The organism is Methylobacterium sp. Leaf112, from assembly GCF_001423295.1.
GTDB lineage: Bacteria > Pseudomonadota > Alphaproteobacteria > Rhizobiales > Beijerinckiaceae > Methylobacterium.
In genome coordinates, this window is sequence record NZ_LMNG01000030.1 from 311,241 (window position 1) to 335,462 (window position 24,222).

The window sequence follows — 24,222 nt, forward strand, 5'->3', positions numbered from 1 at the left end:
GGCGGGCGGCGTCCGCGGCTTATGACGCGTTTTCCGGCCCGCGGCGACCCGTGACGGATCAGCTGGTCTGCTTGCGGGCGAACACGGCCCCGGCGAACAGGAGCGCCGCGCCCCCGGCGATGAGGCTGATCATCAGGAGCCGGCGGGGCTGCTGGGCGGATTCGGCCTGCACCGGCTGGACGATCATGCTGAAGAACTCGACCTGCCGGCTGGCGATGATGCGCGAGCGCTCGTAGGCGGCCAGGACCTTGGAAAAGTACTTCTCCGCCTCGTCGCGGTCGTTCTCGAAGGCCTCGAACTTGGTGAGGGCGTCGGCCAGGATGCGCCGCTGTTCCGGGTCCTCGCTCGCCGACTGGTTCTCGATGCGCGTGATGGCGTCGTCGAGATCCTTGATCTGGGACTTGATGTCCTGGATGCGGCGCGACTCGGGACCGAGGTCGCGCTGGCCGAGATTGAGCTGCACGGCTAGGTTGATGCGCGCGGTGCGCAACTCGCCGATCACCTTGAGGTTGCTGTCGTTGGTCTTCTTGGCATCGAGAATGCCCTCGCGGTTGCGCAGGGTCGCCATGGCGAGGCGGACCTTCGTCATCCGCTCCTCGGCGAGCTTGAGTTCGCGCGCGCTTTCGACCACGGCGTCGGCGCGCGCGCGGTCGCTGAGCGCGTTCACCATGCGCTCGCTCTCCTTCAGGATCGCCTGGGTGAGGGCCAGGGATTCGGCGGGATCGAAGGCGCTGACCGTCAGGCTGATGATGCCCGAACCGCTCTCGATCTTGGTGGTGACCCGCTCGCTCCAATATCGCACGAAGCGCTCGATGGGCTTGTCCCGGTCGAAGCGCGAGAGGAAGTCGATCCCATCCCGGGAGAACATGTCCCGCAGGGGCAGGTCCTTCTCCAGGACCTCGATCATCGGCCGGCTGTGGATGTAGTTGAGGGCCACGAGACTGTCCTGGGCCACCATCTGGGAGACGACGCCCTTGGTGGTCCCGACCTGGTCGGACGAGGCCTTGTCGGCGGAGCCCAGCGCCGGCCGCAGGGCGAAGCGCGCCTCGGTGACGTAGCGATCCGAGGCGATGAGCCCGAAATAGATCACCCCCAGCAGCGTCGGCAGCACGAAGCAGAGCCCGAACAGGATCGGGATGACTGGGTCGGACTTGTTGTGGCTCTGGTAGGAGCGGATACCCTTCTTGCGGTCGGCGAAGCGCGAGACGCGGGCGACCTGACGCAGGGACTCCGCCACGGCATTCGAGCGGTCGGCCGTGGTGACGGGCTGCCCGGTGGGGTTGCGGATCTCGACGCTCATCTGCCTTCAGCCATCCATTCCGTTCGGGCGGCCATCCTTCGCCGCGCGTACCCTATTCCACGATTGGGACGGCGAAAGCATGTCCGGGCCCCTGCACGCCCGAATGAGGGCACGGGCGAACGCCCGCTTCGCCGGTGCCGCGGTCATGCGTTCAGGCGGCGGTAGACCTCGATGGCGTCGTTGACGTCCTCGTACAGGATCGCGCGCCCGTTGATGAGCACGATGCCCTGCTGGCACCAGGTCCGGATCACCTCCATGCCGTGGGAGACCATGATCACGTTGGAATTGACGCGGCGGGCGGCGAAGGCCTCTTCGCAGCGCTTCTGGAAGCGCGCATCGCCCACCGCCGTGACCTCGTCGATGAGGTAGCAGTCGAACGGGATCGCCATGCTCATGCCGAAGGCCAGGCGCGAGCCCATGCCCGACGAGTAGGTCCGGATCGGCACGTCGAGGTAGCTGCCGAGTTCGGAGAAATCCTCGACGAATTCGAGCACCTTCTTCGGATCCTCGCCATAGATGCGAGCCACGAAGATGATGTTGTCCCGGCCCGTCATCTGCGGATGGAAACCGCCGCCGAAGCCGAGGGGCCACGACACCCGCATGGTGCGCTGGACGCGCCCCCGCGTCGGCGCCTCGGTGCCGGCGATGAGGCGCATCATCGTGGACTTGCCGGCCCCGTTGATGCCGAGGATGCCGTAGGAGACATTGGGTTTGAGCGTGAACGACACGCGCTCGAGGATCGTCCGGCGGTGCCCATCCGTCCGGTAGACCTTTGTGACATTGTCGAAGCGGATCACGGTCGGTTTGTGGCTCCGGGAGGCTCGGGCCCGGAGAACGGGCCGCGCGTCCCGCGTTTCGCCCGCGAAAGCGGCGAATCTGAGGACCACCGTCCGGGGTATCAACGGAGCGGGGGCAGGGGCCGTGTCGCCGGGACGCGGGAAATCGACACATTCGCGGTACGTTCGACACGATCGCGCCTTGCACCCCGCCGACACGGCTTGTACAGCGTGCCACCCGCGGCGTCGCGGCGATCCTGCAGGCCCCGGATTTACCAACCGGACGCCGTCGGTCGCGATGCAGGGGGCTGGAGGGGTGGCCGAGTGGTTGAAGGCGCACGCCTGGAAAGTGTGTATACCGGAAACGGTATCGCGGGTTCGAATCCCGCTCCCTCCGCCAGTTTCCTATAAACCACCGCAGATCAACGGCTTTTAGCGCTCGATCCCGGCCCACGTGCAGACTATTGTGTCACCGTGGCTGTGGGGAGCGAAGCCAACGGTGCGCCGTCCCGATATTCTGCGATGTCGCCGGGGTCGCGTATACGTCCGTGTCCCGACTCGCCTCGGTGGGTTGGCGGTTCCGTTCGAAGGTCTCGTTCAGCGTGAGAGCCTGTGGGCCGAATGCCGCCGGCAACGGCGAGCGGCGCAGGGACGAGGCCACCGATCAAACCGCCGGGGCCAAGGGCCCCACCGGGCGCTGCCAAACCCTCCGAGTAGGGACCCGGTTTGCGGAAAGATTCATCTGTTCGACCACCTCCGCCCGGATAAACGTCTTCACGCGGATCCAAGGTCTCCTCGAAGGCGTCCCGCGTCGTGATCTCGAGGAACAGCCTGCCCTTCGTTGCCATGTTGCGGTAAGCCGGGGTCGGAATCACGCCTTCGGGCGTCGGCTTGGCAACCGCCGTTCGTGTGACGGCTAGAGATGTCTGTAGCCGCAAGCAGACCGCGAGCGAAACCACGACGATGCATCAGGAGTATCCTGAGATCATGGGATGCACCCTGGAAAAGCACGATCTCGGGGCGCCCCATAGGCAGTCCGTACGTCAACCCCAGCTTTCCGAAACCTAGACTACGCGATATTTGACACGATCCACCTCGACGATTTCTTATCCTACCCTCCGAGCGGTCATCACTCATTTGATAACTCACCTGGCCCGTACACCTTAGCTTGTCGGGCATCACACGCAGGCGTTCGGGACGGCGTTTCATCGGGACGCGAGTTCGCCCTTCCCTTGGTGAGCGAGCGTTCACGGCGCGAGGGCGTTGCACCCAACAATCGCGCGTCAACGAATGAACATTCCGCCGCCTCGTGTCGTTTCCAGTCCTTGCCCAGGAGCCGTGATGCTGCGCGACGAACATGAGGAACTGCCGGTCGCATCCAGCGAGACCGGCGGAATCGTTCTCAGCGAAATGACGCGCCTGCGCCTGGGGCGTCAGCTTCAAGCGATGTATGAACCGGTCATCGATGAGCCCCTCGACCCACGGCTTGCCGAGCTGATGATGCAGCTGGATCGCGATAAGGCCGGAAATCCTCATGCTTGATGGTGCCCGAGGGTAGAAATCCGATCAGCGGGGCGGCATCCAACGGGCGATCCTAGACGGAATGCCGCGGGGGATTTCCTGTCAATGCCCCGACGCGACAGGGCTTTCCAACGTTCATGGGCCGGCTTAGGAACTGGACGCAGCGGCTTCGACCCGTTCCCCCGCCACTGACCGAACGCTCCCTCATGCCCGCCTACCGTTTCACCGTCACCATCGCTAGCGATGTGCCGCACGAGCCGGTGTTTCGGCACCTGCGCGACGCCGATGCGGCCTGGGACGAGGCGGGTCGGCTTGCGCGCGAGATCTGTGCGGCGAGCGGCGATCGGCGCCTGATGCAGGCCGTGGTCGTCGTGACCGATGCGGCGGGGGAGATCGTCCTCGAATTTCCCTTTACGGAAGCCCTCACGGCGCCCTGAGACGAGAACGGCGCCGGTGGCCCGAAGCCACCGGCGCCGCTGCGACCGTCGGGTGAAGGCGGTTCAGTCGAGCTGAGACGCCTCCGGACAGGCCGCGCGGATGGTCTCCGGTAGGGCGGCGAAATCGGCGTAACCGGCCTCGCGCGCCATGGCGTCGAGGGCCGACACGGCATCGGCGGCGCTGCCGGTCCACAGCACGGCGCCGTTGGTCTTCTGCTTGATCTGGAAGATGCTCATGATGCGTTCGCCCAGGCTATCGAGGGATCTCGAAGGTCAGAACGCGCGAAGTGCGCCGCAGTTGCGGTAAGGTCGAGCGGTTCGGTCCTTCGTCACCGCCGACGATCCGGCTATGTTCGAAGCCCGGAACGACGCCTTGAAAAGGCCGGCGTCGGGCGTCACGGCTCGGCGCCTCATCCTCGGCCCTGTGGGCACACCTCGAGCGAATGCCACAGCCCATGCGCGCGCGCGACCTTCTTCCGGCCCTCGCCCTGCTGCCGGCCTTTCTCCTCACCCCGATCGGCGCCGAGGGGACGAGCGGAGCGAAGGCGGCCGAGACCGCTGCCGTCCCGGATGCCGCCGCCCTGGCGCCCGCCGTCACCGTTGTGCCGGCCGAAGAGCGAGAGGTGGTCGAGCGGGCGGTGGTCACCGGCACCCTGGTGCCGCGCGACGAGATCCTGGTCGCCCCCGAGATCGAGGGCACCCGCATCACCGAACTCCTGGTGGAAGAGGGCGCGCGGGTCGAGAAGGGCCAGCCGCTGGCCCGCCTGTCCCTGGAGATGATCGTCACCCAGGAAGCCGCCAACGCCGCCGCCCTGGCGCGGGCCGACGCCGCGATCGTCCAGGCCCGCAGCCAGATCGTTCAGGCCGAAGCCGCGCAGGTCGAGGCCAGCCTGGCCCTCGAGCGGGCGCGAAGCCTGGTGAAGACCGGCAACGCCACGGCGGCCGTGCTGGAGCAGCGGGTCTCGGCGGCACAGGGCGGGGAGGGGCGTCTCGCCGCCGCCCGCGGCGGGCTCCAGCTCGCGGAGGCCGACCGCGCTACCGCGCGCGCCCAAGGCTCCGAGATCGCCCTGCGGCGCGCCCGCACGGACATCCGCGCGCCCGAGGGCGGCATCGTCAGCCGGCGCACGGCAAGGGTCGGTGCCACGGCGAGCGCCGTCGGCGAGCCGATGTTCCGCCTCATCGCCCGGGGCGAGATCGAACTCGAAGGCGAAATTCCCGAGGTGTCGATGCCGCGGCTCAAGCTCGGCGATCCCGTCAGCCTTGAGGGCGAGGAGGGCCGCATCCTCACGGGACGCGTCCGCCGCATCGATCCGGAGGTCGACCGCATGACCCGCCTCGGCCGCGTCCGCATCGCCCTGGCACCCGACCCTTCCTTGCGCATCGGCGCCTTCGCACGCGGCAAGGTCGAGGTCGCGCGCCGGCGCGGGGTCGCCGTACCGCTCTCGGCGGTGCTCTACGCAACCGATGGGGCCGCCTCGGTCTTCGTGGTGAAGGACGACCGGGTCGAGGCCCGCCGGATCGCCCCGGGGCTCGCCGCCGACGGCATCATGGAGGTCCGTTCGGGCGTCCAGGCCGGCGAGGCGGTGGTGGCACGCGCCAGCTCCTTCCTGCGGCACGGCGACCTCGTGCGGGCGGTCCGGCCGGCCGGGCAGGCCGCAGGGGCGCAAGCCGTAGGGGCGAAAGCCGCGGACGCGACGCCTCCGCAAGACGCCACGCGCTGAGATCGGACCCGCCGCCATGCGCCTCAACATCTCCGCCTGGGCCATCCGCAAGCCGATCCCCTCCATCGTGCTGTTCCTGGTGCTGGTGGTGCTCGGCCTCGTCAGCTTCCGCGCCCTGCCGATCACCCGGTTTCCCAACATCGACATCCCCATCGTCGCCGTCACGGTGACGCAGGCGGGTTCCGCCCCCTCCGAGCTGCAGACGCAGGTGACGAAGGTGGTGGAGGACGCGGTGGCCGGCGTGAAGGGCGTCAAGCACACCATCTCGGCCATCACCGAGGGCATCTCGACCACCACCATCGAGTTCCGCCTGGAGACCAACACCGACCGGGCGGTCAACGACGTCAAGGACGCCATCTCGAAGGTACGGGTGAACCTGCCCCGCACCATCGACGAGCCGATCATCAACCGCGTCGAGATCGCCGGCCTGCCGATCATGATCTACGGCGCCGCCGCCCCGGCGATGACGCCCGAAGACCTGTCCTGGCTCATCGACGACGTCATCGCCCGCCAGATCCAGGGCGTGAAGGGGGTGGGCGGCGTCGAGCGCCTCGGCGGCGTCGCCCGCGAGATCCGCGTGACCCTGAAGCCCGACCGCCTGCTGGCGCTGGGCATCACGGCGGCGGACGTGAACCGCCAGCTGCGCCTGACCTCGGCCGACATGGCCGGCGGGCGCGGCGAACTCGGCGGCCAGGAGCAGTCGATCCGGACGCTCGCGGGCGCGGCCAGCCTCGACACCCTGGCACAGACCTCCATCATCGTCCCGGGCAACCGCAAGGTCCGCCTCGACGAACTCGCGACCCTGGTGGACGGCGCGGAGGAGCCACGCACCTTCGCCCGCTTCAACGGCGAGCCGGTGGTGGCCTTCGCCATCTCGCGCGCCACGGGGGCGAGCGACGCCGAGGTCGCCACCGCCGTGGCGAGGAAGATCGACGAACTCCGGGGCAAGCACCCGGGCGTGCGCTTCGATCTCATCGACACCTCGGTCACCAACACGGTGGGCAACTACCACTCGGCGATGCTGAGCCTCGTCGAGGGCGCGGCGCTGGCCGTCATCGTGGTGTTCCTGTTCCTGCGGGACTGGCGCGCGACCCTCATCGCCTCCATCGCCCTGCCGCTGTCGGTGCTGCCGACGTTCTGGATCATGAACACGCTGGGCTTCTCGCTCAACGCGGTGAGTCTCCTCGCCATCACCCTGGTGACCGGCATCCTCGTCGACGACGCCATCGTGGAGATCGAGAACATCGTCCGGCACATGCGCATGGGCAAATCGCCCTACCGCGCGGCCCTCGAGGCGGCCGACGAGATCGGGCTGGCCGTCATCGCCATCACGGCGACCATCATGGCGATCTTCGCCCCCGTCTCGTTCATGAGCGGCATCGCCGGGCAGTACTTCAAGCAGTTCGGCCTCACCATCGCGGCGGCCGTGTTCATGTCGCTGCTCGTGGCGCGGCTGATCACGCCCCTGCTCGCCGCCTACTTCCTGCGCGATCACGGGCCGGAGGACGAGCGCGAGGGTCCGGTCATGCGGGCCTACACCCGCGTGGTGGCCTGGTCCGTACGCCACAAGTTCATCACCCTGGTGGTGGGGCTCGCCTGCTTTGCCGCCTCGATCATGTCCACCCGCCTCCTGCCGGCGGGCTTCCTGCCGGCCGAGGACGCGGCGCGCACGATCTTCGTCGTGGAGCTTCCCCCGGGGGCGCGGCTTGCCGACACCACCCGGGTCAGCGACGGCCTCGTCGACCGGATCAAGACCCTGCCGGAGGTCCGCAGCGTCTTCGTCGACGGCGGCCGCCAATTGCCGGGCAAGAAGGAGGTGCGGCTCGCCACCTTCACCATCAACCTGACGCCGAAGAACGCGCGGCACCGCACGCAGAAGGAAGTCGATGTCGCCATCGGCGCCCTCCTGCGCCAGGAGCCCGACATCCGCTCCTGGGCCCTGCGCGAGAGCGGCCAGCGCGACCTCACCCTCATCGTCTCGGGGCCGGACAAGGCCGTGGTGGCCGACGTGGCGGCCCAACTCCAGCGCGAGGCGGCGCAAGTCCCCCACCTCGTCAACGTGCTCTCCACCGCGCCGCTGGACCGCACCGAGATCCGCATCCGCCCGAAAGCCGGGGTCGCGGCCGATCTCGGCGTCTCCACGGACCTCATCGCCGAGACCGTGCGGGTCGGCACCATCGGGGACATCGGCGCCAATCTCGCCAAGTTCAACGCCGTCGACCGGCAGGTGCCGATCCGCGTGATGCTGCCCGAGCGCCTGCGCGGCGACCTCTCGCAGCTGGAGACCCTGAAGGTGCCGGTGAAGGGCGGGGCCTCCGTGCCGCTCTCGACGGTGGCCGATCTCAGCCTCGGGCGGGGGCCCACGGCCATCGACCGCTACGACCGCGCCATCCGGGTGGCGCTCGAGGCCAACATGGAGGGCTCGGACGCACTCGGCTCCCTCATCGCCGCGGTCCTCGACCTGCCGGCGGCCAAGAACCTACCGCCGGGCGTGGTCATCCGCCAGACCGGCGACGCCGAGGTGATGGGTGAGGTGTTCGAGGGCTTCGCGCTCGCCATGGGTGCGGGCCTGATGATGGTGTTCGGCGTCCTCGTGCTGCTGTTCGGCAACTTCCTGCAGCCGCTCACCATCCTGTTCTCCCTGCCGCTCTCCATCGGCGGGGCGATCCTCGGGCTGCTCATCTTCAACAAGCCCATCTCCATGCCGGTGGTCATCGGCATCCTCATGCTCATGGGCGTGGTGACGAAGAACGCCATCATGCTGGTGGATTTCGCCCTCGAGGAGATGGCCAAGGGCGTCGACCGGGCCACCGCCATCACCGACGCCGGCGCCAAGCGCGCGCGGCCCATCGTCATGACCACCATCGCGATGGCGGCCGGCATGGTGCCTTCGGCCATGGCCCTCGGCATCGGCGGCGAGTTCCGCGCGCCCATGGCCATCGCGGTCATCGGCGGCCTCATCGTCTCGACGGGCCTGTCGCTGATCTTCGTGCCGGCGATCTTCGTGCTGGTTGACGACCTCTCGCGCCTGTTCGTGCGCCTGTTCGCCCGCTTCATCGGCCAGAAGGACGAACCGGAGGACGGCGCCTTCGCCCTGCCGGCCGCGTCCGCCAACGACCAGAAAGGCTTTCCGCCACGCATCGCGGCGGAGTGAATTCTTCTCGGTTCGCGTTCCTTTCGCAAGGACGGAAGGTCGGCGTGAGCCGTAACGCGCTCGCTCTCCTCCAGGTGACGACATTCATGGATCTCGCGGACAGCGCGGGTCCCCTCTCCTGGAAGGAGAGGGGACCCGCGCTCGGTCCATGCCGATGCCCGAACCGATCAGGTAATGACGCCCCCAAACGAAAACGGCCCGAACCTGAGAGGTCCGGGCCGCAAAATCGCGTCGCAAAAAACCGAAAAGAAGCTCAGGCGCGCTCGGCGAGGCGGCTGGCGCCGTAGCAGAGGCCGCCGGCGACGATGAACAGAACCACGAAGGTCTTCACCGTGGAATAGAACAGAGCCGGCTCGATGCCCGCGTCCGTATAGAGCAGCAGGCCGATGGCGGCGATGGGCAGGAGCAGGAGGGCCAGGATCGGGGTCAGCGGGTTCATGGGGTCACTCAGCCTCGACGCGGACCCGACGTGCCGGCCCGTATGATCGCGATTACGTCCACCTCCTTAGCACTCCGGTCCGTACGGCGCCAAGGGTCGCGCGGCGCCAAGGGGTCGCGTCAGGCCGGAATCCGCACGGTGGCGCGCAAGCCTCCGAGCGGCGAGTCGTGCAGGCTGACGTCGCCGCCATGCGACCGGGCGATGTCGCGGGCGATGGAGAGGCCGAGTCCCGAACCGCCGGCATCCTGGCGTGCGTCGTCGAGGCGCACGAACGGCTTGAACACCTCCTCGCGCTGGTCGAGGGGAATGCCCGGTCCGTCGTCGTCGATGGAGACGAGAAAGCTGCGAACCTCGCGCCGGCCGACCACCGCGACGGTGTCGCCGTAGCGGGCGGCATTGGCCGCGAGGTTGAACAGGCAGCGCCGGATGGCGTCGGGCCGCAGGGTGACGCTGGCCTCGCCCTCGATCTCGACGGCTTCCACGTGGGCGCCGAGGCGCTCCATGTCCGTGCGCAGGTCCTCCAGCATCGCACGCATGTCGGTGGGCACGGCGAGTTCGCCGGAATCCCCGCGCGCGAAGGCGAGGTAGGCTTCCAGCATCCGGCTCATCTCGTCGACGTCGCGCTGGAGGTCCTCGACGTCGGCCGTCTGGTCGATGAGCGCCAGGGTCAGCTTGAACCGGGTGATGATGGTGCGCAGGTCGTGGCTCACCCCGTTGAGCATGGTGGTGCGCTGCTCCATCGCCCGTTCAATGCGACGTTTCATCTCGATGAAGGCGTGACCGGCCTGGCGGACCTCGCGGGCGCCGCGTGGGCGGAACTCGATCTCGCGGCCCTTGCCGAAACTCTCGGCGACGGCGGCGAGCCTCAGGATCGGCTTGATCTGGTTGCGCAGGAACAGGATCGCGACGCCGAGGAGCACCAGGGACGATCCGCTCATCCACAGGAGGAAGATGTGCGAGTTCGAGGCGTAGGCCATGCTGCGCCGCGCCGTGACCCGCAGCACCCCGTCGGGAATGGCGACGCGGATCTCGATGAGGCTGGAGCGGCCCACCGTGTCGATCCAGTACGGTCGGCGGATCTGGCGCTTGATCTCATCGGACAGCACTTCGTCGAGGATCGAGAAGAACGGTCGCGGCCCGGCGACGGGCAGCGTCGCCCCCTTCAGGATGTCGAGGTCGAGGTTGAGCCGGGTGCCGGCGATGCGCGTGAGGGTCTCGGCGTCCTTGTCCTGGGGGTAGCTCTCGTAGACGTCGATGAGGGCGGCCACATCCGCCGTCACCGCCGCCGACAGGCGCCGGGTCACGAGCTGCCAGTGCCTCTCCATGAACGTGTAGGCGATCACCGATTGCAGCAGCACCACGGGCGCGATGATGATGATCAGCGACCGTGCATAGAGGCCCTTCGGCAGGAGGTCTCCGATGGCGCGGCTGAGGAGCCGCCACATCCGTCGCGGCGGCGGCACCCGCGCGAGGGCCGTCAGCAGCCGATTCGGCGCGTGCGTGCGCGGCACGGCCCGGCGATCAATCGACGGCGAGGCGGTAACCGACGCCCCGGACGGTCTGCAGGAACAGGGGGTTCGCCGGGTCGACCTCGGTCTTGCGGCGCAGGCGGTTGATCTGCACGTCGATGCTGCGCTCGGCGGCGAGGCCGCCGGCCCCGGCGAGCGCCTCGCGTTCCACGTTGGCGCCCCCGGCCTGGGCCAGCACGGTGAGGATCTCGCGTTCGCGCTCGGTGATGCGGATGGTCTCGTCGGCGCGGCGCAGCTCGCCCCGGTCGATGCGGTAGGAGAACGGCCCGAAGGTCACGGTCTCGAGGCCGGGCTCGCGCGCCGGGGCGCCCTCGGCGCGCCGCTTGATGATGTTGTTGAGACGCAGGATCAGTTCGCGCGGCTCGAAGGGTTTCGGCAGATAATCGTCGGCGCCGATCTCGAGGCCCATGACCCGGTCGTTGGGGTTGGAGCGGGCCGTGAGCATGAGGATCGGCACCCGCGAGGTCTCTCGGACGTGGCGGGCGTAGTCGAACCCGCTCTCGCCCGGCATCATCACGTCGAGGACGAGGGCGTCGAACACGAAGCACTGCGCCTTGGTGCGCGCCTCGGCGACGTTGGCGGCGGCGGTGACGCGGAAGCCCTGCTCGTAGAGGAAGCGGGTGAGGAGCTCGCGCACGCGGCGGTCGTCGTCCACCACGAGGATGTGGGGCGCGTTGTCGGCCAGCTCGACGCTGGCCTTCAGACCGGGGAGGGACATCAGGCGGCGCTCCGGGCCCGGCGGGCCATGAGGCGACGCACGGCGGCGCGCTCCTCGGGCTCGATCATGGCGAGCAGGAAGTTCTGGGCCGAGAGCGCCCCGCCTTCCCCGGCGCCGGGCGCCGGCTCGGCGAGCGCCCGCGTCACCCGGTGGGTCTGGACCCGGATGAGGTCGCCCGCGAGCGCGGTGCCGCGATCCGTACAGAACAGCAGCCGCTGGCGCCGGTCGCTCGTTCCGGTCTTCTGGACGATGTAGTCCTGCTCGATGAGATCCTTGAGCACCCGGTTCAGACTCTGCTTCGTGATCCGCAGGATATCGAGGAGTTCGGCGATGGTGAGGCCCGGGTAGCGATCGACGAAGTGCAGCACCCGGTGATGCGCCCGGCCGAACCCGTATTGCGCCAGGATGCGGTCCGGGTCACCGACGAAATCGCGATAGGCGAAGAACAGCAGCTCGATGAGGTCGTCGCCGGGGCTTTGTGATGAAGCGGTCTCCGCCGGACCGTGTGCGTCGCTGCCGGCCGTCTGGGTCGCGGGAAAGGTCACGTCGGGGGCGGCCTGATTTTATGTCAGTGTTATTGACATATTTCAGGTGCGTTGCTACCCGTCAAGCCTTCCGGTAGGGCGTCACGACCCCGTGGCCTGTTTCAACTTCTGGCCTGTTCCGCCGCCCGACCCCCGACTCCCATCTGACGCCGGCTTCGAGGGCAAGCCCGCGTGCCGAGGAAGCCCACCATGTCCCTGATCCCGTTCGACGCGCGCGAGGGCACCATCTGGTACGATGGCGCGATGGTGCCGTGGAAGGATGCCAAGATCCACGTGCTGTCCCACGGCCTGCATTACGGGTCGTCGGTGTTCGAGGGCGAGCGGGCCTATGGCGGGCGCATCTTCAAGAGCCGCGAGCATGCGGAGCGCCTGCTTCGCTCGGCCGAACTCCTCGACTTCAAAATTCCCTACAGCGCGGCCGAGATCGAGGCGGCCAAGGAGCTCGTCCTGCGGACCAGCGGCCTCGCCGACGCGTATCTGCGCCCGGTGGCGTGGCGCGGCTCCGAGATGATGGGCGTGGCCGCCCAGAACAACACCATCCACCTCGCCATCGCCGCGTGGGAATGGCCGAGCTACTTCGATCCCGAGACCAAGATGAAGGGCATCCGCCTCGACATCGCCGATTACCGCCGGCCGGACCCCCGCACCGCCCCCTCCACCTCGAAGGCGGCGGGCCTGTACATGATCTGCACGATCTCCAAGCACCGGGCCGAGAACAAGGGCTACGCCGACGCCCTGATGCTGGACTGGGAGGACAACGTCGCCGAATGCACCGGCGCCAACGTGTTCTTCGTGGCCGACGGCGTGATCCACACCCCGCTCGCCGACCGCTTCCTCAACGGCATCACCCGCCAGACCGTGATCGAGCTGGCCAAGCGCCGCGGCATCCAGGTGGTGGAGCGGCGCATCCTGCCGGCCGAGCTCGAAGGCTTCTCGGAGTGCTTCATCACCGGCTCGGCGGCCGAGGTGACGCCGGTGTCCGAGATCGGTCCGTACCGGTTCGTGCCCGCCAGCCTGACCAAGACGCTGATGGACGACTACACCGCCGAGGTGCAGCCCAAGGCCGAGGCGGCCTGAGGCCCGCGACATCCGACCCAAGGCCCCCGGGGGCCTTGGGTCGGGCGATGCGGAACCGCGACCCCGACCATGCGTTCACAGGGAACATTCCATGAACGCGAGGCGATGATGACCAAGGCTGCTGAGAAGGCCGTCGCGGCCGACGAGACCAATCCGAAGATCGACCCGAAGGACACGTCGAACCAGATCAAGGATCCGAGCGAGTGGACCACCGGCGGCGAGCCGATGACCGGCGCCCAGGCCTCCTACCTCAAGACCCTGTCCGAACAGGCAAAGGACCCCGACGCCTTCTCGCCCGACCTCGACAAGGCCGAGGCCTCGCAGCGTATCGATGCCCTTCGCAAGGAGACCAAGGGCAACTGATCCACACCGGGGGCCGGCTCGAATTCTACGTTCGGGTTAAGCCCCCGGAAGTATCTGACCGGTTACCGTTACGTTGCTTCGGAACCGGCAGGGATTTTTTCGAACGATGGCTGGGTTTCCGAACGGTTTCGAGCATCGCGGTGATCCCGATGCGGCACAGGACATCCAGCGCGGGCGGGCACGGTTCGCCGCCGACGCGAGCGGCGCGACGGCCGTCGAATACACGCTCCTCGTCGGCCTGATTGGTCTTGCTCTGGTCGGGGCGATGCGCGCCTATTCCGACAAGATGGTGATCGTCTACAACACCCTCGCCACGGCGATCACCACACCCTGAAGGCGCCCCGGGAACCGGCGGAACGCGACGTCAGCGCCCGCCTGACTTGCCGGACTCCGCCTTGCCCGACCCGGTGCGCGCGGTGGCGTCGCCCGACGGGTTCGCGTTCCGACCGCTCTCCTGTTGACGGCCCTCTTGCCAGAATGTGTCGAACAGGCGCTGCATCGCCTTGGCGTTCTCCTGCTGGACGTCGAGGCCGGACTGGAACATCTGCTGAAACAGCTCGAAGGGCGCCGCGTCGTTGGTGGCCGGGGCCGGTTGCCCGGGCGTGACGCGCGCCGGGGCGGGCTGGGGCGCCAACCGCGTCGGCTTCACGGCCGTGCGGACCGGGGGCGCCTTCGGCGCCGGCGTTCCGGGCGCGAGGGCGCCACCGGCCGTCATGAAGGCGTTCACCATGTCGGTCCAGTAGGGATTCGGCGGAATGCCGAACGCGTTCGGCGCCGGCGCGGGCGCCGCCTGCGGCGTCTGGTTGATCATCACGTGGACGATGCCGGCCACCACCATCCCGACCATCACCGGCAGCATCTGCTTGAGCACCGGCGTGGCGATGCCGCTCGTTCCCGCCGCCTGCTGCAGCACCGCCTGGCTCAGATGCGGCGAGCCGAAGAGCTGGCGGACCAGCATGTCCATCTGCGGCGAAGCCGATGGGCGCGGCGCCGTCGCACCAGCACCCGCCAGACTGAAGAGGTGGGCGAAGCCCGTCGGGTCGTTGGCGGCGTTGCGCTGGAGCCCCATGGTGAGGGCGGGCAGCAGCGCCTCCATGGCCCGCCGGGTCTGGTCCTGCGACAGACCGAACTGCTGTCCGAAGCCCTGAGCGCCCGGACCGGCCTGCGCCTGGAGGATATCGAACAGGTTGAACATGGAACTGGGCCTCGTGAACGGATGGGCGACGCCGATCCGGGTCGTATGCTCGCGTGCGTGGGTTCAAGTCTGTCGCATCGGCGGTTGACTTACCAGCCCGCCGATGGCGATGCCCCCTGCGGGAGGCCCGGAATGCCGATTCCGGACGGCGTTTCCCCGTCGAATCGACACGGCGCCACCCGTTTTCGCCACCGACACCCTCAGCAAGGCGCCCCGATGCGGTTTCCCGCGCCCCTCATCCCCGCGCGCCTCGTGCGCCGCTACAAGCGCTTCCTCGCCGATATGGAGCTCGCGGACGGCAGCCTGGTCACGGCCCACTGCGCCAACCCCGGGGCGATGCTGGGCCTGCTGACGCCCGGCGCCCGGACCCTGCTCTCCGCATCGACGAAGCCGTCCCGGAAGCTCGGATTCTCGTGGGAGCTCGTGGAGGCCGACCTCCCCGGGGGCCCGCAATGGGTCGGCATCGACACCCAGCGCCCGAACGCCCTCGTGGCCGAAGCGTTTCGCGCCGGGGCGTTGCCGCAGCTCGCCGACTATACGGGCTTGAGGCCGGAGGTCCGCTACGCCGCGGCGAGCCGCGTCGATTTCCTGGCGCAGGGGGAGGGGCTCGGGCCCTGCCACGTCGAGGTCAAGAACTGCCACCTCCTGCGGACGCCCGGCCTCGCCGAGTTCCCCGATTGCGTCGCCGCCCGCAGCGCCCGGCACATGGCGGATCTCGCCGACGTGGTGGCGAACGGCGGCCGGGCCATGCTCATCGTCGTCGTGCAGATGTGGGCGACCCGCTTCGACGTCGCCCGCGACATCGATCCGGCCTTCGACGCCGCCTTCCAGACCGCCCGCGCGGCCGGCGTCGCGGTCCACGCCCATCGCTGCCGGGTCGACCCCGAGGGCGTCGCCCTCGCGGACGCGATTCCCGTGGTCGGGTGACGCCTCATGCCGGTCGATCGCCTCGCGATGCGGATTTGGGCTTCGCTCAGGCGCCGCGCGGGCTGCCTGAGACTGTCCCCGAATGGATCATCCGGAAAACAGTGTCAGGCACTCCGCTCGAAGATCAGGTTCAGCCGGGTCCGGGCCAGGAGGCGGTAGCCGTTGGCCTGCAGCAGGGCGGGCAGGTCGATCTGCCACTGGTCGGTGCCGTTCTCCACGAGGAGCAGCTGCGGATGGAGCGAGACCGGGGCAGTGCGGAAGAACGGCTCGAGGATGAGATCCTCGGCGCCCTCGACGTCGAGTTTGATCGCGTCGATGCGGGTGATGCCTTCGCCCTGCGCAAGGTCGAGGAGGGTGACGGCCGGCACGCGGATCTGCGCCCCCTCGTTGGTGCCGACGATCTTCAGGCTCGACTCGCCCCGGTTGCGCGGATCGACGAACAGGGTGAGGGCACCCGCCTTGTCGGCCACCGCGCAGGCCACGGCCTTGACGGTGCCGAACGGGTTCTGGCCGATGTTGTAGGTCAGCCGGTCGAACACGTCGGGCTGCGGCTCGACGGCGAGGATGCGGGCCCGCGGCCCGGCGAAGGCCGCCACGAACAGGGCGTACGCGCCGATGTTCGCGCCGATGTCGAGGAAGGTGCAGCCTGGTTCCAGGCGCGCTTTGAGAAGCGCACGCTCCTCGGGATCGAAGAATTGCGGCGTGAAGAGCACCTTCTTCTCGCAATTGTTGTTGTACGGGTAGAGCCGCATCCGGGCGCCGTAGCGCTCGACGTCGAGGGGCTTTCCGCGCAGCAGGCCGATGCCGATCCGGCGCAGGAACAGGGCGAGGCGGCGGGCGCCCCAGCTCCCGTAGGAGAGCCGGCCCGTGCGTCGGGCGATGCGCGCGACGAGGCCGGTGGGGGCGTAGGTGCCGTAGGGCTGCGTGTCCTTCATCGCCAGGGGTGATGCCAGCCCGATCCGGCGGGGGCAAGCGCCGGCGCCATCCGGGGGGCTTCCCTCCATCGCCGGCGCGGACCACAACGGCATCGGCCCCGCCCGCTGCCGTACCCCGAGCCTCCCATCACCCCGAGCCTCCCATGCAGACCTTCCTCTCCGACGGCGTCAGCATCGCCTACCTCGACACGCCCGCGCGCGACGGGGCCGGCGACCCGATCCTGCTGATCCACGGTTTCGCCTCGAACCACCGCGTCAACTGGGTCAACACCCTCTGGGTGAAGACCCTGTCGGAGGCCGGGCGCCGGGTGATCGCCCTCGACAATCGCGGCCACGGCGAGAGCCAGAAGCTCTACGATCCGGAGGCCTACGGGTCCGACCTCATGGCCCGGGACGCGGCCCGCCTCCTCGACCATCTCGGCATCGATCGCGCCGACGTCATGGGCTATTCCATGGGCGCGCGCATCGCGGCCTACCTGGCGCTGGACGACGCACCCCGCGTGCGCTCCCTCCTCCTGGGCGGCCTCGGCCTGCATCTCGTGGAGGGACGCGGTCTGCCGAGCGGGATCGCCGAGGCCCTGGAGGCGGAGCCCGGCACTCCCGCGCCCAACCCCACCGCCGCAGCCTTCCGCACCTTCGCCGAACAGACGAAAAGCGATCTCAGGGCGCTGGCCGCCTGCATGCGCGGCTCGCGTCAGACCCTGTCGCGGGCCGAGGTCGCCGAGATCCGGGCGCCGACCCTGGTCACCGTCGGCACCCTCGACACGGTCTCCGGGCCCGGCCCGGCCCTCGTCGCCCTGATGCCCAACGCCCAGTCCCTGGAACTGCCCAACCGCGACCACAGCACGGCGGTGGGCGACCGGCAGCATCGCGCGGGCGTCCTCGCGTTCCTCGACGGACGGGCCTGAGACCGGACATCTACGCGGCGTCCGGGTCCGAAAGCCACGCAGGAACCCAGCGCTCGGGCCGGGGGGCACGGGCAAGGTCGGCACGCCCCTGATCCACGGGCGCCGGCGCCCCGTCGATGACCGGGCGGGTCTGATAATCGAACCGCGGCAGGATGGTCCCGTCCGCGTGCATGTCGAAGTGCATGGTGAACCACAGGCCGCATCCCGGCTCGGACAGCGCCTGTGCGTCGCGCAAAGCCCGGAGTATGGGCTCCATGAGGGCTGCTTCGGGAATCGGCTGCGGTCCACGTTCGAAGACACGCGCTTGAAACAGGTCGCCGACGAGGAAGACCTCGAACCGGGTCGAATCCCAGGGGTTGCGGCCTTTGGGACGATGAGCATTCAGGAGATGGGCCAGATCGGCCAGCGCCGGATGCCGGCCCCAATAGGCTTCGCGCTCCTCGCTCCGACGCGCCATCCGGGTCGCGAACACGCTGCTGTCGCCCGGCACCGCGACGGCCTCGAGGTCGGATCGACCCAGCCGTCCACGCAACCACTCCGCCAAGTCATTGAGGCCGTCCTCCACGACGAGTTCGGACGGCGCGAAATCGCTCCATGTGCCGCCATCGTCGAAGGCCCCGACCGCGAGACGCGCGAGGAAGGCTTCGAGGCTCGGGGCAATGACGCCAGCCTCGCCTTCGGAGCCCAGGCCGACGATGCTCGGCGCGTTCGGATCGTGTCCGGGCGGGAGCCAGAACCCCGCCTCCGATCCGTCCGGCAGATGCAGGAACAGGGCGAATTCCCGGCGCAGGGGTGTGCCGTCCACGATGGGCGCATCATCGGTCCAGCTTCCGGCAAGATCGAAGCAGCCGACGCTGCCCCAGGGCCGGCCCGCGAGCCATTGCCCGAACTCCATCAGCAGGCCGGGAGGCTCAAGGCTGGGCGGAAAGGCCCGGCGGATATCGGCCTCGTCGACCTTGTAGACGCGCGTAGACATGCCTCGTTTCTCCATCCCGACGGCGACGGCCGCTCAGCTCTTCAGGCGATACCCGGTGCGGAAGATCCAGGTGACGCCGGCAAGGCACAGGGCGAGGAACACGAGGGCCATGGCGAAGCTCACGCCGATACCGACGTCGGAATTGCCGAAGAACGACCAGCGGAACCCGCTGATGAGATAGACCACGGGATTGGCGAGACTCAGGGCCCGCCACACCGGCGGCAGCATGTCGATGGAATAGAAGCTGCCGCCCAGGAACGTCAGCGGCGTGACGATGAGGAGCGGCACGAGCTGCAGCCGCTCGAACCCGTCCGCCCACAGGCCGATGAGGAAGCCGAACAGGCTGAAGGTCACCGCCGTGAGCAGGAGGAAGCCCACCATCACGAACGGATGCTCGATGCGGATCGGCACGAACAGCGTCGCGGTGGCCAGGATGATGAGCGCGATAAGGATCGATTTCGACGCCGCCGCGCCGACGTAGCCGAGCACGATCTCCAGGGGCGAGACCGGTGCCGACAGGATCTCGTAGATCGTGCCGGCGAAGCGCGGGAAGTAGATGCCGAACGAGGCGTTGGCGATGCTCTGCGTCAGGAGCGAGAGCATCATCAGGCCGGGGACGATGAAGGCGCCGTACGCGACCCCGTCAACGGAGGCCATGCGGGAGCCGATGGCCGCGCCGAACACCACGAAATACAGGGACGTGGCGATGACGGGGGCGACGATGCTCTGCAGGGCGGTCCGCCAGAAGCGGGCCATCTCGAAGCGGTAGAGCGCGCGGACCGCGTACCAGTTCATGGCCGTTCCTTCACGAGGTCGACGAAGATGTCCTCCAGGGAGGATTGGCGGGTATCGAGGTCGCGAAAACCGATGCCGGCGCGGGCGAGGTCGGCGAGCAACCCCGTCAGGGCCGCGTCGCCCTTGGTGCTGTAGGTGTAGACGAGGTCGCGCCCGTTCTCCGCCAGTTCGAGGTCGTGTCCCGAGAGGGCGGGGGGCAACGCCGCGAGCGGGGCGTCGAGGTGGAGGGTGAGCTGCTTCTTGCCGAGCTTGCGCATGAGCTCGGCCTTCTCCTCGACGAGAATGATCTCGCCGTTGCGGATCACGCCGACCCGGTCGGCCATCTCCTCGGCCTCGTCGATGTAGTGGGTGGTGAGGATGATGGTGACGCCCTGGTCGCGCAGCTTGCGCACGAGGCGCCACATGTCCTGGCGTAGGGCCACGTCGACGCCGGCCGTGGGCTCGTCGAGGAACAGGATGCGGGGCTCGTGGGCGAGCGCCTTGGCGATGAGCACGCGCCGCTTCATGCCCCCCGACAGGGTCATGATCCGGCTGTCCTTCTTGTCCCACAGGGAGAGGTCGCGAAGCACCCGCTCGATATGGTCCGGGTCGGGGGGCAGACCGAACAGGCCGCGGCTGAAACCAGTGGTGGCCCACACGGTCTCGAAGGCGTCGGTGGTGAGCTCCTGCGGCACGAGGCCGATGGCTCGACGCGCCGCCTTGTAGTCCGTCGCGATGCAATGTCCGTCGACGCGGATGCTGCCCGCGCTCGCCGTGACGATGCCGCAGACGATGCTGATCAGCGTGGTCTTGCCGGCGCCGTTGGGGCCGAGCAGGGCGAAGATCTCGCCCTTGCGGATGTCGAGGGAGATGTTCTTCAGGGCGTTGTGCCCCGTACCGTAGACCTTGGACAGGTTGGCAATCGAGATGATCGGCGGCATCGAGTCTCCGCTTGGAGGGCGCTTGCGCGCGAGGGGCCGGGCTACGGGACAGATGAGTCGGCCCGGCGGCGGGGCCGACCGGCGCGGGCTCTCTCTCCTGAAAGGAGAGGGACAGGGTGAGGTGTGTAGCTCATCCGAATCGGTCACACACCTCACCCCAACCCCCTCTTCCAGGAGAGGGAGCCTGTCGCGATCGTCCGATCCCGGCCGAGCCCCGACCCGCGAACGATCCGGGAAACGAAAAAAGCCGCCTCGCGGCGGCTCTCCCGTCAGGTCGATGGAGCGTTCAGGCCCGGAGGCGGGTACGGACCTCGCCGAGGCTCTGGCGAACCAGATCCTGGGCCGCGTCGCCCTGCATGCGCTCGCGCAGGATAACCTCCGAGACTTTCACGGCGGCGTCGGCCGCGGCGGCGCGGACCTGGGCGGTGGCCTGGACCTCGGCCTGGGCGATCTTGGTTTCGGCCGACTTGGTGCGGCGGGCGATGAATTCGTTCAGGCGGGCATGGCCCTCGTCGGCGATGCGCTGGGCCTCGGCGCGGGCACCGGAGACGATGGCCTCGGCCTCGGCCTCGGCGGAGGACCGGCGCTTCTTGTAGTCGGCGAGGATACCGGCGGCTTCTTCACGTAGGCGGCGGGCCTCGTCGAGCTCGGAGCGGACGCGCTTGGCCCGGCCGTCGAGACCGTTGGTGATCTGGTTGAAGCCGCCGACCTTCCAGACGACGGCCATGAACAGCACGAAGGCGACTGCGACCCAGAATTCGGCTTCCAACAACATGCTCGTCGTCCCAACTCGATGGCGCCCGGGCCGGAGGATCGGTCCTGGGCGGAGCCGTCGGCCCCCGGAGGGACCGCCGGCCGGTAAGGTGTAGGGTGGCGTGCCCGCTCAGTGCGGGAGGGCGACGCTATCGAGGGCCTTGGCGATGGCCGCCTCGTCCGGGCTCCGGCCGGTCAGGCGCTCGACGATGGCGGATGCCGTCTCGCCGGCGATGCCGCGGACATTGCCCATGGCCTCGGCGGTGCGGCCGCGGATGGTGGCCTCGGAGGCCGCGATCTTGGCGTTGAGTTCGGTTTCGAGCGCCTTGCGCTTGGTCTCGGCGTCCCGCGTCAGGGCCGTGCGGGTCTCGAGTGCGATGGCCTGGGCTTTGGCCTGGGCATCGCTCAAGGACTTCTCGTAGGCGGCTCCGGCGGCGTCGGCCTCGGCCTTGAGGCGTTGGGCCTCGTCGAGGTCCGACGACAGGCGATTGGCGCGGTCGTTCAGGATGGACTGGATGCGCGGCAGGGCGATCTTGTCCATGAGGTAGTAGAGCAGCCCGAAGGCGAGGGCGAGCCAGATGAGCTGGGACGCGAAGGTGTGGCTCTCGAAGGGCGGAAAGCCGCCGCCGTGCTCGGAGGCCGGCGTCGCGGCGAAGCCTTCATGCGTTGCGGTCGGATGAGCCGGCTGAGCCATGACGTCCTTCGGTCAAATCGGGGGACTTGCGGTCAAATCAGAGACTGGGGCCGGACGCGCCTTGCATCCCTTTGGAGACGCCGCATCCCCTCGGGGATGCCGCGTCCGGCCCGGTATCGGTTCGCTGGACTTAGACGGCGAACAGGAGAAGCAGCGCGACGAGCAGCGAGAAGATGCCGAGCGCTTCCGTGAGGGCGAAGCCGAGGAGCAGGTTGCCGCGCTGGCCGTCAGCGGCCGACGGGTTGCGCAGGGCACCGGCGTAGAACTGGCCGAAGAGGTTGCCGAGGCCGATGGCGGCGCCCGCCATGCCGAGACAGGCGAGGCCGGCACCGATGTACTTGGCAGCTAAGGGATCCATCAAATTGCTCCTGGGGTCCGTGTCGTCGTTGCGTGGAGAGAATCCGGGCCGCGAGGGCGGACCCGGGGACGGAAGGGGTGCCCGGCCGCGAGGGCCGGAATCCACCGGCCTTAGTGGCCGGGATGCAGCGCGTCGCTGAGATAGATCGAAGCGAGCGTGGCGAAGACGTAGGCCTGCAGGCCGGCCACGAGGAACTCGAGGGCCGTGACCGCGACGCTGAGGGCCAGAGGGAGGGGCGAGATCGCCCCCCAGGCGCCGGCGGCGAGGAGCGCCGGAACGAAGCCCGCGAAGATCTTGAGGGCGATGTGGCCGGCGAGCACGTTGGCGAACAGACGCACCGCGAGGCTGATGGGGCGCGAGATGAACGACACGATCTCGATGGCGACGATCATCGGCAGGAGCCAGCCGGGCACGCCGGAGGGCACGAACACCTTCAGGAACTTCGTGCCATGGGCCATGAAGCCGTAGACGATCACGGTGCCGATCACGAGGAAGGCCAGCGCGAAGGTGACGATGATGTGGCTGGTCACCGCGAAGGCGTAGGGGATCATGCCGAGCATGTTCAGCACGAGCACGAACATGAACAGCGAGAAGATCAGCGGCATGAACCGCTCGGAGCCGTGGCCGGCGGACTGGCGCAGGGTCGAGCCGATGAACTCGTAGAACACCTCGGCCATGGACTGCATGCGACCCGGCACCACCGAGCGCTGCGCGGTGGCCACGATGGTGATCAGCGCGATGATCCCCACGGCGGCGAACATGTACAGGGCCGACTGCGTGAACGCGATCTCCTGGTTACCGATATGTCCGAACGAGACGAGCGGCTTGAGCTCGAACTGGTGGATCGGATCCATCTTTACGGCCATTGCCGCTCCCGTCCTTTTCGAAACCGAACGGGCCGGAGGCCCGCCACCACCAATCGCCGCGCGAGCGGCGTTCTCACGAAATCGCCTAGCGATCCCGTTCCTTCGTCGGCGCCTTCGAGAGCGATCCCGAGACACGCATGACGTTATAGACGCCGGTCAGGAAGCCCAGCATCAGCAGGACGATCAGGCCCCAGGGTTTCGTCCCCAGGAAATGATCGCACATCCAGCCGAGTATGCCCCCCGCCAGGACGCCGGCGATGAACTCCGTCGAGAGTCGCATCGCCTGGCCGAGAGGAGAGGGCCCGGTCGAAGAACCGGAACGCGACGAAGGACCGGGAGGGGCGCTGGGCCGCTTCCGCTCGATCTGCGTCTCGAGACGTTTGAGCCTCTGGGAGAGGTCCTCGTCCCGCGCTTGCTCCCGTTCGGCTCCGCGCCCATCCCCAGCGTCGTTGCCGCTCATACGCGAAAACTCACATTGGCGAGAGCGGAGAGAACCGGCCGGGACGCCTCCTTCAAGCGGGCGGCAACATAGTTTCGCCCACCTTGGGTGTCAAGGCGACCTCGACACGACTTAACATATTGCGCCCATTCGGGAATTCGCTGTTTTGCCCGTGCATCGCAAAAGCGATGCGTCAGGCGCCGAGAATCGGCTTGATCACCTTCTCCATGCCCTCGATGGACATCTCGCCGGTGTAACGCTCGCCGTTGATGAAGAAGGTCGGGGTGGAATCCACCTTGAAGGTGTCCATGCCACGCTGCTTGACCGTGTTGATGGCCCCGTAGAGCTTCTGGTCCTTGAGGCAGGCCTCGAACTTGTCCTTCGAGAAACCGGCCTGGCGCAGCATCTGCTCCAGGGCGTCCACGGGCGATTGCGGCTTCTGCACGTAGGCCCAGCCCTGCTGCTGGTCGAACAGCAGGTCGGTGATGGGGTAGTACTTCGCGTCGCCGTCGCAGCGCGCCAGCATGAAGGCCGCGGTGGCGAGCGGATCGAGGGGGAATTCCCGCAGGGTGAAGCGCACCTTGCCGGTGTCGATGTAGCGCTCCTTGAGGACCGGGTACGTCGTCCGGTGGAAGGCGGCGCAATGGGAACAGGTCATCGAGGCGTACTCGATGATCGTCACCTTCGCGTTCTTCGGGCCGAGCCAGACGTCGCCCAAGGGCCCGGGCTCCATCAGGGTCGAGAGATTCGCCCCGCCTTGCGCGAACGCATCCAGGGTGAACCGGGGCAGGAGGGCCGCCGCGCCGATGGCGAGGCCGGTGGCTTTGAGGGCGTCGCGCCGGGTGATCATGGTCGTGACAGGCTCCGCTTGCGGAC

27 protein-coding genes and 1 tRNA gene are annotated in these 24,222 nt (G+C 68.4%); 10 read left to right on the plus strand and 18 right to left on the minus strand.

The annotated features are described in order from the left end of the window. Window positions 1–58: 58 nt before the first annotated feature. Window positions 59–1,300: a hypothetical protein gene (locus ASF52_RS15350; protein ID WP_056173823.1), complete on the minus strand. Its 1,242-nt coding sequence runs from the start codon at window positions 1,298–1,300 to the stop codon at window positions 59–61. Between the two features lie 143 nt (window positions 1,301–1,443). Beyond that, window positions 1,444–2,097, minus strand: coding sequence for an ABC transporter ATP-binding protein (locus ASF52_RS15355; RefSeq protein ID WP_056174155.1), 654 nt, complete (start codon window positions 2,095–2,097; stop codon window positions 1,444–1,446). Window positions 2,098–2,386: 289 nt separating this feature from the next. Here ASF52_RS15355 and ASF52_RS15360 point away from each other — a divergent pair. From ASF52_RS15360 to ASF52_RS15370, 3 genes are all read left to right on the plus strand, one after another. Further along, window positions 2,387–2,476 (plus strand) — tRNA-Ser (locus ASF52_RS15360). A gap of 941 nt (window positions 2,477–3,417) precedes the next feature. Next, complete coding sequence (locus ASF52_RS15365; protein ID WP_056173826.1) at window positions 3,418–3,618, plus strand: hypothetical protein; 201 nt, start codon at window positions 3,418–3,420, stop codon at window positions 3,616–3,618. Window positions 3,619–3,803: 185 nt separating this feature from the next. Further along, window positions 3,804–4,034: a DUF6894 family protein gene (locus ASF52_RS15370; protein WP_056173828.1), complete on the plus strand. Its 231-nt coding sequence runs from the start codon at window positions 3,804–3,806 to the stop codon at window positions 4,032–4,034. A gap of 63 nt (window positions 4,035–4,097) precedes the next feature. On the opposite strand, the gene ASF52_RS22990 is transcribed toward ASF52_RS15370, so the two are convergent. Then, on the minus strand, window positions 4,098–4,271 hold the full coding sequence (locus ASF52_RS22990) for a hypothetical protein (RefSeq protein ID WP_200918877.1): 174 nt from the start codon (window positions 4,269–4,271) through the stop codon (window positions 4,098–4,100). A gap of 218 nt (window positions 4,272–4,489) precedes the next feature. On the opposite strand from ASF52_RS22990, the gene ASF52_RS15375 reads away from it, so the two are divergent. Both ASF52_RS15375 and ASF52_RS15380 read left to right on the plus strand, forming a co-directional pair. Continuing rightward, window positions 4,490–5,755 (plus strand): efflux RND transporter periplasmic adaptor subunit, encoded by a 1,266-nt coding sequence (locus ASF52_RS15375; RefSeq protein ID WP_156630169.1) that lies wholly within the window; start codon window positions 4,490–4,492, stop codon window positions 5,753–5,755. 16 nt (window positions 5,756–5,771) lie between these two features. Then, window positions 5,772–8,909 carry an efflux RND transporter permease subunit gene (locus tag ASF52_RS15380; RefSeq protein ID WP_056173831.1) on the plus strand — a complete coding sequence of 1,046 codons (3,138 nt, stop codon included), beginning with the start codon at window positions 5,772–5,774 and terminating at the stop codon, window positions 8,907–8,909. A gap of 253 nt (window positions 8,910–9,162) precedes the next feature. Here the strand turns inward: ASF52_RS15380 and ASF52_RS15385 are convergent, their stop codons facing one another. The 4 genes from ASF52_RS15385 to ASF52_RS15400 form a co-directional block, all read right to left on the minus strand. Then, entirely contained in the window at window positions 9,163–9,348 is a 186-nt protein-coding gene (locus ASF52_RS15385; RefSeq protein ID WP_056173834.1) for a hypothetical protein, read from the minus strand. A gap of 119 nt (window positions 9,349–9,467) precedes the next feature. After that, window positions 9,468–10,793 carry an ATP-binding protein gene (locus ASF52_RS15390; RefSeq protein ID WP_082479300.1) on the minus strand — a complete coding sequence of 442 codons (1,326 nt, stop codon included), beginning with the start codon at window positions 10,791–10,793 and terminating at the stop codon, window positions 9,468–9,470. A 76-nt stretch (window positions 10,794–10,869) separates the two neighbouring features. Continuing rightward, the gene (locus ASF52_RS15395) at window positions 10,870–11,595 is read right to left on the minus strand and encodes a response regulator (RefSeq protein ID WP_056173838.1); all 726 of its coding nucleotides are present in this window, start codon (window positions 11,593–11,595) and stop codon (window positions 10,870–10,872) included. Continuing rightward, window positions 11,595–12,140 carry a MarR family winged helix-turn-helix transcriptional regulator gene (locus ASF52_RS15400; RefSeq protein ID WP_056173841.1) on the minus strand — a complete coding sequence of 182 codons (546 nt, stop codon included), beginning with the start codon at window positions 12,138–12,140 and terminating at the stop codon, window positions 11,595–11,597. The genes ASF52_RS15395 and ASF52_RS15400 overlap by 1 nt, the downstream gene beginning before the upstream one ends. Window positions 12,141–12,329: 189 nt before the next feature. On the opposite strand from ASF52_RS15400, the gene ASF52_RS15405 reads away from it, so the two are divergent. From ASF52_RS15405 to ASF52_RS15415, 3 genes are all read left to right on the plus strand, one after another. Then, entirely contained in the window at window positions 12,330–13,217 is an 888-nt protein-coding gene (locus ASF52_RS15405; protein WP_056173844.1) for a branched-chain amino acid aminotransferase, read from the plus strand. Window positions 13,218–13,325: 108 nt separating this feature from the next. After that, window positions 13,326–13,580: a DUF3072 domain-containing protein gene (locus tag ASF52_RS15410; protein WP_056174160.1), complete on the plus strand. Its 255-nt coding sequence runs from the start codon at window positions 13,326–13,328 to the stop codon at window positions 13,578–13,580. A gap of 106 nt (window positions 13,581–13,686) precedes the next feature. Further along, on the plus strand, window positions 13,687–13,914 hold the full coding sequence (locus tag ASF52_RS15415) for a Flp family type IVb pilin (RefSeq protein WP_056173845.1): 228 nt from the start codon (window positions 13,687–13,689) through the stop codon (window positions 13,912–13,914). Window positions 13,915–13,944: 30 nt separating this feature from the next. On the opposite strand, the gene ASF52_RS15420 is transcribed toward ASF52_RS15415, so the two are convergent. Further along, window positions 13,945–14,775 (minus strand): DUF937 domain-containing protein, encoded by an 831-nt coding sequence (locus ASF52_RS15420; protein WP_056173848.1) that lies wholly within the window; start codon window positions 14,773–14,775, stop codon window positions 13,945–13,947. A 216-nt stretch (window positions 14,776–14,991) separates the two neighbouring features. On the opposite strand from ASF52_RS15420, the gene sfsA reads away from it, so the two are divergent. Next, on the plus strand, window positions 14,992–15,702 hold the full coding sequence (gene sfsA, locus ASF52_RS15425; protein WP_056173854.1) for a DNA/RNA nuclease SfsA: 711 nt from the start codon (window positions 14,992–14,994) through the stop codon (window positions 15,700–15,702). 104 nt (window positions 15,703–15,806) lie between these two features. On the opposite strand, the gene ASF52_RS15430 is transcribed toward sfsA, so the two are convergent. After that, window positions 15,807–16,637: an FkbM family methyltransferase gene (locus ASF52_RS15430; RefSeq protein ID WP_056173858.1), complete on the minus strand. Its 831-nt coding sequence runs from the start codon at window positions 16,635–16,637 to the stop codon at window positions 15,807–15,809. 143 nt (window positions 16,638–16,780) lie between these two features. On the opposite strand from ASF52_RS15430, the gene ASF52_RS15435 reads away from it, so the two are divergent. Continuing rightward, entirely contained in the window at window positions 16,781–17,545 is a 765-nt protein-coding gene (locus tag ASF52_RS15435) for an alpha/beta fold hydrolase (RefSeq protein WP_056173861.1), read from the plus strand. A gap of 10 nt (window positions 17,546–17,555) precedes the next feature. Here the strand turns inward: ASF52_RS15435 and ASF52_RS15440 are convergent, their stop codons facing one another. From ASF52_RS15440 to ASF52_RS15480, 9 genes are all read right to left on the minus strand, one after another. Next, window positions 17,556–18,521: a hypothetical protein gene (locus tag ASF52_RS15440; RefSeq protein WP_056173864.1), complete on the minus strand. Its 966-nt coding sequence runs from the start codon at window positions 18,519–18,521 to the stop codon at window positions 17,556–17,558. A gap of 33 nt (window positions 18,522–18,554) precedes the next feature. After that, the gene (locus ASF52_RS15445) at window positions 18,555–19,316 is read right to left on the minus strand and encodes an ABC transporter permease (RefSeq protein ID WP_056173867.1); all 762 of its coding nucleotides are present in this window, start codon (window positions 19,314–19,316) and stop codon (window positions 18,555–18,557) included. Then, window positions 19,313–20,236, minus strand: coding sequence for an ABC transporter ATP-binding protein (locus tag ASF52_RS15450; protein WP_056173869.1), 924 nt, complete (start codon window positions 20,234–20,236; stop codon window positions 19,313–19,315). Before ASF52_RS15450 ends, ASF52_RS15445 begins: the two co-directional genes overlap by 4 nt. A 286-nt stretch (window positions 20,237–20,522) precedes the next feature. After that, on the minus strand, window positions 20,523–21,008 hold the full coding sequence (locus ASF52_RS15455; RefSeq protein WP_200918883.1) for a F0F1 ATP synthase subunit B family protein: 486 nt from the start codon (window positions 21,006–21,008) through the stop codon (window positions 20,523–20,525). Between the two features lie 111 nt (window positions 21,009–21,119). After that, a complete protein-coding gene (locus ASF52_RS15460) occupies window positions 21,120–21,683 on the minus strand; it encodes a F0F1 ATP synthase subunit B family protein (RefSeq protein ID WP_056173874.1) in 564 nt (187 codons plus the stop codon). A gap of 130 nt (window positions 21,684–21,813) precedes the next feature. Next, entirely contained in the window at window positions 21,814–22,041 is a 228-nt protein-coding gene (locus ASF52_RS15465; protein ID WP_018044493.1) for a F0F1 ATP synthase subunit C, read from the minus strand. 110 nt (window positions 22,042–22,151) lie between these two features. Continuing rightward, window positions 22,152–22,907 (minus strand): F0F1 ATP synthase subunit A, encoded by a 756-nt coding sequence (locus ASF52_RS15470; protein WP_056173877.1) that lies wholly within the window; start codon window positions 22,905–22,907, stop codon window positions 22,152–22,154. 85 nt (window positions 22,908–22,992) lie between these two features. Beyond that, complete coding sequence (locus ASF52_RS15475; RefSeq protein WP_056173881.1) at window positions 22,993–23,367, minus strand: AtpZ/AtpI family protein; 375 nt, start codon at window positions 23,365–23,367, stop codon at window positions 22,993–22,995. Window positions 23,368–23,539: 172 nt separating this feature from the next. Continuing rightward, on the minus strand, window positions 23,540–24,196 hold the full coding sequence (locus tag ASF52_RS15480; RefSeq protein ID WP_056173884.1) for a thioredoxin domain-containing protein: 657 nt from the start codon (window positions 24,194–24,196) through the stop codon (window positions 23,540–23,542). Window positions 24,197–24,222 lie beyond the last annotated feature (26 nt).

What these genes read in the sequence shown, in the direction of transcription:
- ASF52_RS15350 (WP_056173823.1), bottom strand. Translation starts at nt 1,300, where the DNA reads ATGAGCGTCGAGATCCGCAACCCCACCGGGCAGCCCGTCACCACGGCC.
- ASF52_RS15365 (WP_056173826.1), top strand. Translation starts at nt 3,418, where the DNA reads ATGCTGCGCGACGAACATGAGGAACTGCCGGTCGCATCCAGCGAGACC.
- ASF52_RS15370 (WP_056173828.1), top strand. Translation starts at nt 3,804, where the DNA reads ATGCCCGCCTACCGTTTCACCGTCACCATCGCTAGCGATGTGCCGCAC.
- ASF52_RS22990 (WP_200918877.1), bottom strand. Translation starts at nt 4,271, where the DNA reads ATGAGCATCTTCCAGATCAAGCAGAAGACCAACGGCGCCGTGCTGTGG.
- ASF52_RS15375 (WP_156630169.1), top strand. Translation starts at nt 4,490, where the DNA reads ATGCGCGCGCGCGACCTTCTTCCGGCCCTCGCCCTGCTGCCGGCCTTT.
- ASF52_RS15380 (WP_056173831.1), top strand. Translation starts at nt 5,772, where the DNA reads ATGCGCCTCAACATCTCCGCCTGGGCCATCCGCAAGCCGATCCCCTCC.
- ASF52_RS15385 (WP_056173834.1), bottom strand. Translation starts at nt 9,348, where the DNA reads ATGAACCCGCTGACCCCGATCCTGGCCCTCCTGCTCCTGCCCATCGCC.
- ASF52_RS15390 (WP_082479300.1), bottom strand. Translation starts at nt 10,793, where the DNA reads ATGTGGCGGCTCCTCAGCCGCGCCATCGGAGACCTCCTGCCGAAGGGC.
- ASF52_RS15395 (WP_056173838.1), bottom strand. Translation starts at nt 11,595, where the DNA reads ATGTCCCTCCCCGGTCTGAAGGCCAGCGTCGAGCTGGCCGACAACGCG.
- ASF52_RS15405 (WP_056173844.1), top strand. Translation starts at nt 12,330, where the DNA reads ATGTCCCTGATCCCGTTCGACGCGCGCGAGGGCACCATCTGGTACGAT.
- ASF52_RS15410 (WP_056174160.1), top strand. Translation starts at nt 13,326, where the DNA reads ATGACCAAGGCTGCTGAGAAGGCCGTCGCGGCCGACGAGACCAATCCG.
- ASF52_RS15415 (WP_056173845.1), top strand. Translation starts at nt 13,687, where the DNA reads ATGGCTGGGTTTCCGAACGGTTTCGAGCATCGCGGTGATCCCGATGCG.
- ASF52_RS15420 (WP_056173848.1), bottom strand. Translation starts at nt 14,775, where the DNA reads ATGTTCAACCTGTTCGATATCCTCCAGGCGCAGGCCGGTCCGGGCGCT.
- sfsA (WP_056173854.1), top strand. Translation starts at nt 14,992, where the DNA reads ATGCGGTTTCCCGCGCCCCTCATCCCCGCGCGCCTCGTGCGCCGCTAC.
- ASF52_RS15430 (WP_056173858.1), bottom strand. Translation starts at nt 16,637, where the DNA reads ATGAAGGACACGCAGCCCTACGGCACCTACGCCCCCACCGGCCTCGTC.
- ASF52_RS15435 (WP_056173861.1), top strand. Translation starts at nt 16,781, where the DNA reads ATGCAGACCTTCCTCTCCGACGGCGTCAGCATCGCCTACCTCGACACG.
- ASF52_RS15440 (WP_056173864.1), bottom strand. Translation starts at nt 18,521, where the DNA reads ATGTCTACGCGCGTCTACAAGGTCGACGAGGCCGATATCCGCCGGGCC.
- ASF52_RS15445 (WP_056173867.1), bottom strand. Translation starts at nt 19,316, where the DNA reads ATGAACTGGTACGCGGTCCGCGCGCTCTACCGCTTCGAGATGGCCCGC.
- ASF52_RS15450 (WP_056173869.1), bottom strand. Translation starts at nt 20,236, where the DNA reads ATGCCGCCGATCATCTCGATTGCCAACCTGTCCAAGGTCTACGGTACG.
- ASF52_RS15460 (WP_056173874.1), bottom strand. Translation starts at nt 21,683, where the DNA reads ATGGCTCAGCCGGCTCATCCGACCGCAACGCATGAAGGCTTCGCCGCG.
- ASF52_RS15465 (WP_018044493.1), bottom strand. Translation starts at nt 22,041, where the DNA reads ATGGATCCCTTAGCTGCCAAGTACATCGGTGCCGGCCTCGCCTGTCTC.
- ASF52_RS15470 (WP_056173877.1), bottom strand. Translation starts at nt 22,907, where the DNA reads ATGGCCGTAAAGATGGATCCGATCCACCAGTTCGAGCTCAAGCCGCTC.
- ASF52_RS15475 (WP_056173881.1), bottom strand. Translation starts at nt 23,367, where the DNA reads ATGAGCGGCAACGACGCTGGGGATGGGCGCGGAGCCGAACGGGAGCAA.
- ASF52_RS15480 (WP_056173884.1), bottom strand. Translation starts at nt 24,196, where the DNA reads ATGATCACCCGGCGCGACGCCCTCAAAGCCACCGGCCTCGCCATCGGC.